We start from the raw sequence: 12,471 nt of genomic DNA, 5'->3' as shown, positions 1-12,471 counted from the left end.
GGCGGGGCGCGCACCGCGCGGGGTACCGTTCCCGCACCGCGCGCCCGCGCGCCGCCGGACCGAGGAGTTCTCGTGACCACCATCATGGACGTCGCCGCGGCGGCGGGCGTGTCCGCCAGCACCGTCTCGTACGTCCTCAGCGGCAAGCGGACCATCTCGCCCGCCACCCGCTCGCGCGTGGAGCGCGCCATCGAGCAGCTGGGGTACCGCCCGCACGCGGGTGCGCGAGCGCTGGCCTCCAACCGCACGGACGTCCTGGGCCTGGTGGTCCCGCTGCGCGAGGACGTCAACGTCAACGTGATGATGCAGTTCGTGCGCTCGGTCACCACGACCGCGCGCCGGCACGAGCTGGACGTGCTGCTGCTGACGCAGGAGGAGGACGCCGGGCTGCACCGGGTGAGCAACGGCTCGCTCGTCGACGGCCTCGTCGTCATGGACATCACCGCCGACGACCCGCGCGTGGAGGTGCTGACCTCCCTGGAGCGCCCCACCGTCCTGATCGGCGTGCCGCGCGACCCGCGGGGCCTGAGCTGCGTGGACTTCGACTTCGCCGGGGCCGCGCGTGCGGCGGTGGGGCACCTGGCGGGGCTGGGGCACCGGCGGGTCGCGGTGCTGGCCTCCCCCGCGCGCTCGCTGGACCGGCACGCCGGGTACGCCGAGCGGGTCCGCGACGGTTTCCGCGAGGCCGTCCGGGGCGCCGGGGCCCAGGGGGTCCACGTGCCGTGCGAGCCGGGCGTGGAGGGCGTGCGCGCCGCGCTGGCGGCCGTGCGCGAGCAGCTGCCCGGCACCACCGGCCTGGTGGTGCACAACGAGGCCGCGCTGCCCGCGCTGCTGGCGGTGCTGGCCGAGGAGGGCCTGGACGTGCCCGGCGACGTCTCGGTGGTCACCATCGCCGCCAGCGCCGGTGGCCACCTGCCGCGGGCGCTGACCTCGCTGGACATCCCGGCCCTGGACATCGGCCGCATCGCGGTGGAGATGCTCGTGGCCCGCATCGGCGGCGACCGCACCTGCGAGACGCGCCTGCTGGCCGCGGTGCTGGCCGACGCCGGCAGCACCGCCGCACCGGGGGCGGGCGTGCGGGCGCCCCGCGGCCGGGGCCGCGGGGCGCGTCGCGCGAGCGCCTGAGCCGCTCCGGCGGCCGGGCGCTCAGCCCTTCACGGCGCCGATCATCACGCCGGAGCTGAAGTGCTTCTGCACGAAGGGGTAGACCAGCAGCACCGGCACGATGGCGATGACGGCCACGGCCATCTGCACCGCCAGCGAGGCCACCTGCCCGGAGCCGACGTCGACGGCGCCGGGCACGTCCACCCCCTGCAGCACGAACGAGCGCAGCACCACCTGCAGCGGCTGCTTGGTCGCGTCGTTGATGTACAGGGTCGCCTGGAAGAAGGAGTTCCAGTACCCCACCGCGTAGAAGAGCGCGATGACGGCGGTGACGGCCTTGGACATCGGCAGCACGATCTGCGCCAGGATCCGCCAGTCGCCGGCGCCGTCGATGCGGGCGGAGTCGATGAGGGAGGCGTCGATGCCGGTGAAGAAGCCGCGCAGCAGCAGGACGTTGAACGCCGAGACGGCCGTGGGCAGGATCAGCGACCAGTAGCTGTCGATCAGGCCCAGGTTGCTCACCAGCAGGTAGGTCGGGATCATCCCGGCCCCGAAGAACATGGTGATCAGCAGGGTGAACAGGACCACCCGGTGCCCGTAGGAGCCGGGCCGGGAGAGCCCGTAGGCGCCCAGCACCGAGACCACCATGCTCACGGCGGTTCCCACCGCGGTGATGCCCACGCTGACCAGCACCGCGCGGGTGACGACACCGCCGCTGAGGACCTGCCGGTAGGCCTCCAGCGTCAGCTCCCCGGGCACCAGCACCAGGCCACCGGCCTCGGTGATGGTGGCCTGGGTGGACAGGCTGGTCAGCAGCACCGTGTACAGCGGAACGACCACGGCCGCGCAGATCAGCACCAGCGCCAGGCCCTTGAGGCCCTTGCCGGCCGCGGTGGGCTCCTCGTCCCACACGGGACGGGCCGAGCTGCGCACGCGCAGCCGCTCCTCGGGCACCGGTCCGAGGCCGTTGACGTCCTGCGGGGCGTTCTGGTTCGTGACGCTCATCGCTTCGAGTACACCCCCTGCTCGCCGAACACGTGCGCGACCTTGTTGGCGGCCAGCACCAGGACCAGGCTGACCACGCCCTTGACCAGACCGGCGGCCGCCGCGTAGCTCCAGTCGCCGTTGCGCACGCCGCGGTAGTAGACGAACGTGTCCAGGACCTCGGCCACGCCCTGCCCCACCGCGTCGCGCTGCAGGATGAGCTGCTCGAAGCCGACGGTGAGCGCGTCGCCCAGGCGCAGGATGAGCAGCAGCACGATGACGGGCTTCAGCGCCGGCAGCGTGATGTGCCACATGCGCCGCCAGCGGTTCGCGCCGTCCATGGCCGCGGCCTCGTACAGCGAGGGGTCGACCGCCGCCAGCGCCGCGAGGAACACGATGATCCCCCACCCGGCGTCCTTCCACACCGCCTGGGAGGTGATGAGGAAGAGGAACGTGTCGGGGTTGGTGACGATCTCGACGCCGGAGAAGCCCGCGGCCTCCAGCAGCCGGTTCAGCAGCCCGGCGCCGCCCAGGATCTGCTGGAAGATCGACACGACCAGCACCCAGGAGAAGAAGTGCGGCAGGTAGACGATCGACTGCACGGTCACGCGCACCCGGGAGCTGAGCACGCTGTTGAGCAGCAGCGCCAGCGCGATGGGGATCGGGAAGAAGAAGACGAGCTGGAACAGCGTGATGACGAGGGTGTTGCGCACCGCCGCCCAGAACGCGGGGTCGGTGAAGACGCGCTCGAAGTTGTACCAGCCGACGAACGGGCTGGCGCGGATGCCGGTGAAGGGCGAGTAGTCCTGCCAGGCGATGACGTTGCCGGCGATGGGGACGTACGCGAACACCAGCAGCAGCACCACCATCGGCAGGCACATGAGCAGCAGGCTGCGGTCGCGCCGCAGCCGTGCCAGGTGCCCCGTCCGCGTCTTGGGCGCGCGACGCGCCCGGGGCGGGCGGGCCTGCTCGGCCCGCTCGCCCGGGCGCTCCACCCGGGTGCCGGAGGCCACGGTCAGCTCGCCGCCTCGTCACCGGTGAGGAACTTCTCGCGGTAGGCGCGCAGCTCGTCGCCGCCGCTGCTGCGCCAGTTCTTCACCGCGGCGTCCAACTCGGAGACGTCGCTGCGGCCGCGGATGATGTCCTTGGCCAAGTCGTCGAACGGCTTGCCCAGGGAGCTGAACTGGCTGGGGTCCTGGATCTGCTGGCCGTAGAAGACCGGCTCGACCACGTGCGGGGCCTGCCGGGCCATCCAGTCGCAGAAGTCGCGCACGTACTGCGGGAACTGCACCTTGGCGTTGACGATGGGCGGGCTGACGAGGAAGCCGTAGGTGGAGGTGACCTCGGTGCTGCCGCGCTCGTTGAGCGCCGGCGCGCCGGCGGCGTCGCGCTCGAAGGTGACGCCCTCGACGCCGTAGTTGACGAGCTGGAACTCCTCCGAGCCGAACGGGGAGGCGATGTAGTTCGCGATCGCGAGCATCTCCTCGACCGCCGCGGCGTCGTCGGTCTTCTTGAGGAAGCTGAAGATGTTGACCGGCGCGCCCTTGTACAGGGTCGGCGCCCCGCCGTCGGGGGCGAACCAGTCCATCGGCTGCTGGTCGAACGAGGGGTTGGAGGGCAGGACCCGGGTGAGGGCCTCGTGCCAGCCGCCGAGGCCGTCGGCGGAGATGACGGTCTGCCCGGCCTCGAAGCGGTCCTTGGCCTGCTGGGTGTTGCCGGCCACCGCGTCGGGGTGCACGGCGCCGGAGGCGAAGAGCTCGCGCATGAACTCGATGGCCTCGCGGTAGCGGGGGCTCTCGAACCGGCTGATGAGGTTGCCGTCCTGCATCATCCAGTCGGTGCAGCCGAAGAGCAGCTGCGCGCCGTCCCAGATGTCCTCGCAGCCCCAGCGGCGGGCGGCGGGGTCGGTGGCGTCCTTGGCCACCTGCAGCAGCTCGTCGGCGCTGGTGGGCGCGGCCAGGCCGAGCTGGCCGAAGATGTCGCGGCGGTAGAAGAGCGCGTTGCCGATCAGCTCACCGGGGTAGGGCAGGCCGTAGATGCGCCCGTTGAAGGTGCAGTACTTCCACGCGTCGGTGGGCAGGTTCGCCAGGTTGGGGTACTTCAGCACCTCGTCGCCGGCGATGAAGTCGGTGAGGTCGGTGAACAGCGCCGAGACGCCCTGCTGGAAGCGCGGGGGGATGTTCCAGGTGGGGATGACGACCCAGTCCGGGACGTCCTTGGGCGAGGCGAGGACCGCCTGGAGCTTGTCGGCGTACGTGTTGCCGTCGGCGATCTGGAAGTCCAGCGTGGCGCCCAGGGCCTCGTTGACCGCCTGGAAGTAGGCGTTGTCCTCGGCGCCGGGCGGGGTGGTCCACCACGCCGGGCTCATCACCGTGTAGGTGCCGCCCTTGCCGGGCACGCCGTCCACGGCCTTGACCAGCGCGGCGGGCAGCGTGGTGTAGCCGGGGGTGGAGCCGTCGACGCCGGGGATGTCCGGTTCGGCCAGCGTCAGCGGCTGGTGGGTCGGCATGATCGCGGCGAACTCCGCCTCGGTCAGCGGGCCGTCGTCCTGCTGGGCCCCGGCCTCGCGCGAGGTGCACGCCGCCAGCCCGCCGGGCAGCGCGGCCAGCGCGGCGCCGGCGACGGCGGTGCCCAGCAGGGAACGCCGGGCCGGGCCGCCGCGGTGCTCGCGGTCCGGCGCGGGGGCCGGTCGGGTGTGCTGCTCCATCGTGTCCACACTCCTTCATGTCGGACGTCGATCAGCGCGGGCGCGGTGCCGCGTCCTCGCGACGGGGGCCTCGTTGCCGGTCGAAGCGCTTCGATCGTTGGCCACCGTACGGCGGTCACCGCCGGTTGACAAGGAGTCCCGGCGAGTCCGGCACCGGCGGAGTGCATCCCCCCCGTTTCGCCGTGCGCTCCCGGAGACCTCCCGGGAACCCGGGGGCGCGCCGGGTGGTGGCGATCCCCCGCCCGCAGCCGCTAGCGTGCAAGCGCTTCGACGTGAAGGGACCGACGATGACCCTGCCGTTCCGCGACCCCCGCCTGCCCGTGCGCCAGCGCGTGGACGACCTGCTGGCCCGCCTCGCCCCCGAGGAGCGCCTGGCGCTGCTGCACCAGCACGCCCCCGCCGTGCCCCGCCTGGGGCTGGCGGCCTTCCGCACCGGCACCGAGGCCGCGCACGGCGTGGCGTGGCTGGGCCCGGCCACGGTGTTCCCCCAGCCGGTGGGCCTGGCCGCCAGCTGGGACCCGGACCTGCTGCGCCGCGTGGGCCGCGCCGTGGGCCGGGAGGTGCGCGCCAAGCACCTCGCCGACCCCGCGGTCAGCCTGAACGTGTGGGCGCCCGTGGTGAACCCGCTGCGCCACCCGCTGTGGGGGCGCAACGAGGAGGGCTTCAGCGAGGACCCGCACCTGACCGCGGAGCTGGCGACCGGCTACTGCGCCGGGCTGCGCGGGGACCACCCGCGCGTGTGGCAGACCGTCCCCACCCTCAAGCACTTCCTCGCCTACGGCAACGAGTCCTGGCGGGCCACCTCCTCCTCGCAGCTGCGCGAGCGCGTCCTGCACGAGCACGAGCTGCCCGCCTTCCGCGGGCCGGTGCAGGCCGGCGTGGCCGGCGCGGCGATGCTGGCGTACAACCTCGTCGACGGCGTGCCCGCGCACGTCAGCCCGCTGGTGCGCGAGCACCTGCGCGCCTGGGCCGACGACCCCGACGCCCTTGCGGTCGTCACCGACGCCGGGGCGCCGGGCAACCTCGTGCGCGCCGAGCGGTGGGCGCCGGACCTCGCCGCCGCCGACGCCGCCGCCCTGCTGGCCGGGGTGGACTGCTTCACCGACGACGGCGACGACCCCGGCCCGACGCTGCGGGCGCTGCGCACCGCGCTGGAGCGGGGCCTGATCGCCCAGGAGGACGTGGACGCCGCCGCCCGGCGCCTGCTGACGCTGCGGGTGCGCACCGGCGAGCTCGACGACCCGGGGGCGCTCCCGGACGGCGAGGAGCCGGCGTGCGCGGACGTGCGCGCCGAGGACGTCGGCCGCCCCGAGCACGTGGCGCTGGCCCGCGAGGCCGCAGCGGCCGGCGCGGTGCTGCTGCGCAACCGCGGCGGCCTGCTGCCCCTGCCGCGCACCGGCACCGTCGCCGTCGTCGGGCCGCTGGCCGACGCGGTGCTCACCGACTGGTACAGCGGCACCCCCACCGCCAGCACCTCCCTGGTGGCCGCGCTGCGCGGGCGCCTCGGCGCGGAGGCGGTGCGCACCGCCGACGGCAGCGACCTGGTCAGCCTGCGGCACACCGCCTCCGACCGCTTCGTCACCGCCGCCGGCGACGGGGCCCTGCTCGCCGCGGCCGGGGCCGCCGGCGAGGACGCGCGCTTCGAGGTGACGCAGTGGGCCGACGGCGTGATGACGCTGCGGCACGCGGCCACCGGCCGGCTGGTCACCCGCGGGGAGGGCGCCCTGGCCGCCACCGCCGATCGGGTCGGGGGCTGGGTGGTGCAGGAGACGTTCCGCGTGCACGCCGAGGGCGGCACCTGCGCGCTGCTGCACCTGGGCACCGGGCGCTGGGTGGCCGTCGACCCGACCACCGGCGCGCTGGTGCCCGAGGCCGCCGAGCGCGCGGGCGCCGCGCGGTTCGTGCTGCGCACCCACCGCGCCGGCACCGCCGCCGCCGTGCAGGCCGCCGCCGGCGCCGACCACGTCCTCGTCGTGGTCGGCAACGACCCGCACGTGGCCGGGCGCGAGACCGAGGACCGCGCGACGCTGGCGCTGCCGCACGCGAGCGCGGAGCTGGTGCGGGCGGTGCGCGAGGTCGCCCCGCACGCCGTGCTCGTGCTGGTCTCCTCCTACCCGTACGCCCTGGGCGGCCTGCTCGACGGGCTCGGCGCGGTGCTGTGGTCCTCCCACGCCGGCCAGCAGCTCGGCGAGGGGCTGGCCGACGTGCTGCTGGGCGAGGTCGAGCCCTCCGGCCGGTTGCCGCAGACGTGGTTCCGCGACGACGCCGACCTGCCGGACCTGCTCGACCACGACGCCCTCACCGCCCGCTCCGGGTACGCCTGGGCCGAGCGCGGCGTGCAGTTCCCCCTCGGCCACGGCCTGGGCTACGGCGGGGTGACCTACCGCTCGGTGCGCACCTCCGCGCCCGCCGCGGCGGCCGGGGAGGAGGTGCTGGTGCAGGTGGAGCTGGAGGGCGAGGGCGAGCGGGCCGTCGCCGAGCTGGTGCAGGTGTACGCCACCGCCCCGGGCCTGGCGGTGCCGTTCCCGCGCCGGCGCCTGGTGGCGCACCGGCGGGTGCGCGTGGAACCCGGCACCCGCGCGCGCGTGGAGCTGCGGGTGCCCGTGGAGCGCCTGGCGGTGCGCGACGTCGCCCGCGGCGAGACCCGCGCGCTGCCCGGCACCTACCACCTGCTGGTGGGTTCCTCGGCGGAGGACGTGCGCGCCGAGGTGGCCCTGACGGTGACCGGCGAGGCCCCCGCGCCGCGCGAGCTGCTGCGCGCCGGCGCGTTCGACGCCTGCGACGGCGTGGAGCTGGTGCCGCGCGAGGGCCCGGGCACCACCGCGCGCACCACCGCGCGCACCGCGGTGCGCGCCGCGCTGCCCGGCGGCGGCGCGTGGCTGGAGTTCACCGGGTGCGCCGCGGCCGGCGTGGTGGCGCTGCGCTGCTGCGCGCGCGGCGCGCGCGCCGGGGAGGAGCTGGTGGTGCGGGTGCGCGGGACCTCGGGGGCGTGGCTGCCCGCCGGGCGCGCGCCGCTGCCCGCCGGCGCCTGGGGCGAGGTGGACGTGCCGCTGCACCTGCCCGCGGGCGAGCGCTGCGACCTGCGCCTGGTGCTGCCGGGCGGGACGCTGCTGGACGAGCTCGACCTGGTGCGCGCCGACGCCGGGTGAGCGCCGGTGCGCTCAGCGGGCGGCGACCTCCCGGGCGTGCTGGTGCTCCAGCTCCTCGGCGAAGCGGTGCCGGCGCGCGCGGAACACGGCCGCGCCGGCCAGCGCGGTGACCAGCAGGAACAGCTCGGGGAAGAAGCGCAGGAACCACGGGCCGCCCTCGGGGGCGTACACCTCCGCGCGCGGCCAGGCCATGTTGACGACCATCAGCGCCCCGAACACCACGGCCACCACGTTGACCGGCCAGCCCCAGCGGCCCAGGCTGAAGCCGACCCGCGGCTGCGGACCGGCGCCGGCCAGCGGGTGGCGCCGGTCGCGGGAGCGGCGCACCAGCGCCGGGACGGTGACCAGCAGGTAGGCGAGGTAGACGACCACCACCGACACGCTGGTCACGGCCGTGAACACCCCTGCGCGGCCCAGGTTGACCAGCAGCACCAGCACGGCCGCCACGCCCACCACGACGGCGGCGCGGACCGGGGTCCCGGTGCGCGGGTGCACGTGCGCCAGGCGCTCGGAGAACGGCAGCGCGCCGTCGCGGGCCATGCTGAACGCCACCCGCGACGCCGAGGTCTGGATGGCCAGCAGCGCCGCCACGATCGCGATCGCCACGACGACGAGCAGCGCGGTGCCCAGCGTGCTGCCCAGCCGGCTGGTCACGACGTGGGAGATCCCGGCCGAGGCGAGGCGGCCGTCGGTGAGGCTGGGGGCGGCCACCAGCGCGGCCACCAGCAGCAGCGCCCCGCCGACCGCCGAGGCGGTGACCGCCTGCAGGATCGCCCGCGGCGTGGTGCGGCGGGGGTTCTTCGTCTCCTCCGACAGCTCGGCGGCGCTGTCGAACCCGTACATGACGTAGGCGGCCATGAGCGAGGACGCCAGGAACGGCCACACGTAGCTGCCCGAGCCCTCCGTGCCGCCGGTGTCCAGCAGGACCTCCGGGCCGCGCTCGGCGTGGGCCAGGAGCAGCGCGACGAGCAGGACCACCCCGACGACCTCGCACGTGATGCCCACGACGTTCACCGCCGACATCACCTTCACGCCGAGCGAGCCGACGACCGTGGCCAGGGCGATGAGCACCACCCCCAGGACGATGGCGTTGGTGGCGCCCGTGCGGGTGTCCAGCGCCGGGTCCCCGCCGACGACCTGGAAACCGCTCCAGACCTCCGGCAGGACGCTCTGCGCGGCGACCGCGATGGCGGCGACGCTGACGACGTAGCCCAGCAGCATCCACCAGCCGGCGAACCAGCCGGCCGTCGTGCCCGCCAGGCGGCGCGACCACTGGAAGATGCAGCCGGCCACGGGGGTGTGCCCGGCGAGTTCCGCGAACACCAGCGCGACGCACAACTGCCCGGCGATGACCAGGGGCCAGGTCCAGAAGAACGCCGGTCCGCCGAAGGAGTACCCGAAGGAGAACAGCTGGAAGACCGTGGTGAGGATCGAGACGAAGGAGAACCCGGCCGCGAACGCCCCCACCGCGCCCACGTCGCGGCGCAGACCGCGCCGCCCGCCGGGTCCTGGTCGGTCGTCGCGCTCCGGCGCGCCGGCCCGGCGCCGCTCGGTGGTCATCGGCTGGTCCCCTCGTGCCGCGAGCCGTTCGGGCGGCCCTGCTGCACCCCGGGACGCGTGGCCCCACCGGGGAGCGGCCGCCGCGGCGGCTCCTCCCCTCCCCCAGTACAACGCACACCGGCGCGGCGCGCACACCGGCGCGGTGCGCGCACCGGCGCCGCGCGCGGCGGGCGCGGCGCCGGTGCGGCCGGCTCAGACCAGCCGGCCGGCCTCGGTGAGCGTGCGGCGCAGCACGTCCTCCATCTCGTCGAACTCCGCCTGCCCGCAGGTCAGCGCCGGCGCGACCTGGACGACGGGTTCGCCGCGGTCGTCGGGGCGGGCGTACAGGCCGTTGGCGAACAGCGCCGAGGGCAGGAACTGCTTGACGAGCGTCTCGCGCTCGGCCGGCCCGAACGTCTCCTTCGTCGCCTTGTCCTTGACGAGCTCGACCGCCCAGAAGTACCCGTCGCCGCGCACGTCGCCGACGATGTCGAGGTCGAGCAGCTTGCGCAGGGTGTTCCCCAGCGCCTCCTCGTTGTCCAGGACGTGCTGGTTCAGGCCCTCGCGCTCGAAGATGTCCAGGTTCGCCAGGGACACCGCCGCGGAGACCGGGTGACCGGCGAAGGTGTAGCCGTGCGGGAAGAAGGTCTTGCCCTCCAGGAACGGCTCCATGAGGCGGTCGGTGGCGATCATCGCCCCGATGGGCCCGTAGCCGGAGCTCATGCCCTTGGCGCAGGTGATGATGTCGGGCTGGTAGCCGAACTTCTCGCAGGCGAACATCGTGCCGTGGCGGCCGAAGGCGCAGATCACCTCGTCGGAGACCAGCAGCACGTCGTGGCGGTCGCAGATCTCGCGCACGCGCTGGAAGTACCCCGGCGGCGGGGTGAAGCAGCCGCCGGAGTTCTGCACCGGCTCCAGCACGACGGCCGCCACCGTCTCGGGCCCCTCGAAGAGGATGGCCTCCTCGATGCGGTCGGCGGCCCAGCGGCCGAACTCCACGGGGTCGGTGGGCGCGCCCATCCGCTCGGCGCGGTAGATGTTGGTGTTCGGCACGCGGAAACCGCCGGGCGTGAGCGGCTCGAACGCCTGCTTCATCGCGGGCAGGCCGGTGATCGCCAGCGCCCCCTGCGGCGTGCCGTGGTAGGCGGTCGCGCGGGAGATGACCTTGTGCTTCATCGGCTTGCCGGTGAGCTTGAAGAACTGCTTGGCCAGCTTCCAGGCGCTCTCGACGGCCTCGCCGCCGCCGGTGGTGAAGAACACCCGGTTCAGCTCGCCGGGCGCGTAGGAGGCCAGGCGCTCGGCCAGCCGGATCGCCGGCTCGGTGGCGTAGCCCCACACGGGGAAGTACGCCAGCTGCTCGGCCTGCTGCGCCATGACCTCGGCGAGCTCGGCGCGGCCGTGGCCGGCCTGCACGACGAACAGCCCCGACAGCCCGTCGAGGACCTCGCGGCCGGTGGAGTCCCACAGGCGCGCGCCCCGGCCCTTGACGATGACGGGCGCGGGGCGCTCCTGGTAGGCGCCCATGCGCGAGAAGTGCATCCACAGGTGGTCGCGCGCGGCGCCGGCCAGGTCGCCCGGGGCGGCCCCCCGCGCGCTCGCGGCCTGCTCGGTGACGGTCATCGCCGGTCCCCCTGTCGTCGGATGCGCGGACGTGCCCAGCCTGGCCCCGCGGCGCGCCCGGGCCAAGCGACGGAACGTCGGCGCTTCGGCCGCACGGCCGACGCCGCGTCGGTCCAGCGCCGGGACGCGCGGCTACCCTGCCGGGGGTGGAGCCGACCGTCGCCGACGTCCTGGCGCTGCCCGTGCTGGCGGCGGGCTCGCCGCGCGTGCTGGTGGGCGGGGCGGGCCTGGCCGCGCCGGTGCGCTGGGTGCACGTCAGCGAGCAGTTCGAGGTGGCCGGCACCCTGGGCGGCGGGGAGCTGCTGCTGTCCACGGGCATGGGGCTGCTGGACGCGCGCTTCGACGCCGCCCGCTACCTGAGCACGCTCACCGGCGCCGGCGCGGTCGGCCTGGTGGTCGAGCTGGGCCAGCACGTGCGCGCGCTGCCGCGCGAGCTGGTGCGCGCCGCGGCCGCGGCGGGCTTCCCGCTGGTGGAGCTGCACGCCAGCGTGCGGTTCGTGGAGGTCACCGAGCAGGTGCACGCGCGCATCCTCAACGAGCAGTACGAGCGCCTGCGCTTCTCCGAGCGCGTGCACCGCGAGTTCGCCCCGCTGGGCGCCGGCGGCGCCGGCGTGGAGGAGGTGGTGCGGCGCGCCGCCGCCCTGACCGGGCGGGTGGTGGTGCTGGAGGACCTGGCGCACCGCGCGGTGGCGTTCGCCGGCGGCGGCGCCGCGGAGGTCCTGCTGGACTGGACGGCGCGCTCGCGGGCGGCGCCGACGGTCACCGGCCCGGCCGCCCCGGGCCCCTCGGCCGCCGGGCCGGAGGGCTGGCTGACCGCGCCCGTGGGCCCGGTGGGCCGGCGCTGGGGGCGGCTGGTGCTGCCCGCGCCCGGCGGGGACGGCGAGCGGTGCGCGCTGGTGCTGGAGCGCGCCGCGGAGACCCTGACGGTGGTGCAGCTGCTCGAGCGCGACGCCGCCGGCCACGCCGCGCCGGGCCCGGCGGTGGCGCGCCGGGCGCACGACGACCTGCTGCGCGACCTGCTGCGCGGGCGGCGCGGGGACGAGGCGGAGCTGCGCGCGCGGGCCCGCGCGCTCGGGCTGGCGCTGCGCGGGGCGTTCGCGCCGCTGGCGGTGCACGTGCCGGAGGGCGCCGAGGCCGAGGTCGCCGCCGCCGCCCCGCGCGCCCTGCAGGCGGCCCGGCTGGAGGGCCTGGCCGGGGTGCTGCGCCCGCGGGTGGTGGGGGTGCTGGTCAGCGCCTCGCCCGCCGCCCTGGCCGGCGACGCGCTGGCGCGCCTGGGCCGGGCGCTGCCCGAGGGCGGCGCGGGCGGGGGGCTGACGCTGGGCACCGCGCCGGTGGCCGGCACGCTCGCGGCGGCCGGCGAGGGGCTGG

8 protein-coding genes are annotated in these 12,471 nt (G+C 75.6%); 3 read left to right on the top strand and 5 right to left on the bottom strand.

All coding sequences use genetic code 11. The annotated features are described in order from the left end of the window. Positions 1-72 precede the first annotated feature (72 nt). Positions 73-1,125, top strand: coding sequence for a LacI family DNA-binding transcriptional regulator (locus GTR00_RS00780; protein WP_166609760.1), 1,053 nt, complete (start codon positions 73-75; stop codon positions 1,123-1,125). Between the two features lie 21 nt (positions 1,126-1,146). Here the strand turns inward: GTR00_RS00780 and GTR00_RS00775 are convergent, their stop codons facing one another. From GTR00_RS00775 to GTR00_RS00765, 3 genes are read right to left on the bottom strand one after another with little or no spacing between them, the layout of a single operon-like run. Continuing rightward, entirely contained in the window at positions 1,147-2,109 is a 963-nt protein-coding gene (locus GTR00_RS00775) for a carbohydrate ABC transporter permease (RefSeq protein WP_166609759.1), read from the bottom strand. Next, the gene (locus GTR00_RS00770; protein WP_323132114.1) at positions 2,106-3,101 is read right to left on the bottom strand and encodes an ABC transporter permease; all 996 of its coding nucleotides are present in this window, start codon (positions 3,099-3,101) and stop codon (positions 2,106-2,108) included. Before GTR00_RS00770 ends, GTR00_RS00775 begins: the two co-directional genes overlap by 4 nt. A 2-nt stretch (positions 3,102-3,103) precedes the next feature. Next, complete coding sequence (locus GTR00_RS00765; protein ID WP_166609758.1) at positions 3,104-4,795, bottom strand: extracellular solute-binding protein; 1,692 nt, start codon at positions 4,793-4,795, stop codon at positions 3,104-3,106. Between the two features lie 272 nt (positions 4,796-5,067). Here GTR00_RS00765 and GTR00_RS00760 point away from each other — a divergent pair, with 272 nt between their 5' ends. After that, positions 5,068-7,944 carry a beta-glucosidase family protein gene (locus tag GTR00_RS00760; RefSeq protein ID WP_205704762.1) on the top strand — a complete coding sequence of 959 codons (2,877 nt, stop codon included), beginning with the start codon at positions 5,068-5,070 and terminating at the stop codon, positions 7,942-7,944. 12 nt (positions 7,945-7,956) lie between these two features. Here the strand turns inward: GTR00_RS00760 and GTR00_RS00755 are convergent, their stop codons facing one another. Next, positions 7,957-9,504, bottom strand: coding sequence for an APC family permease (locus GTR00_RS00755; protein WP_166609757.1), 1,548 nt, complete (start codon positions 9,502-9,504; stop codon positions 7,957-7,959). Positions 9,505-9,696: 192 nt separating this feature from the next. Next, the gene (locus tag GTR00_RS00750; RefSeq protein WP_166609756.1) at positions 9,697-11,103 is read right to left on the bottom strand and encodes an aspartate aminotransferase family protein; all 1,407 of its coding nucleotides are present in this window, start codon (positions 11,101-11,103) and stop codon (positions 9,697-9,699) included. A gap of 146 nt (positions 11,104-11,249) precedes the next feature. On the opposite strand from GTR00_RS00750, the gene GTR00_RS00745 reads away from it, so the two are divergent. Beyond that, positions 11,250-12,471, top strand: a 1,222-nt coding sequence (locus tag GTR00_RS00745) for a PucR family transcriptional regulator ligand-binding domain-containing protein (protein ID WP_166609755.1), incomplete at its 3' end; no start/stop codon positions are given.

This window comes from Kineococcus indalonis (assembly GCF_009906395.1).
In the GTDB taxonomy this organism is placed as follows: domain Bacteria; phylum Actinomycetota; class Actinomycetes; order Actinomycetales; family Kineococcaceae; genus Kineococcus; species Kineococcus indalonis.
This window is presented reverse-complemented; position numbering and strand designations above follow the sequence as displayed.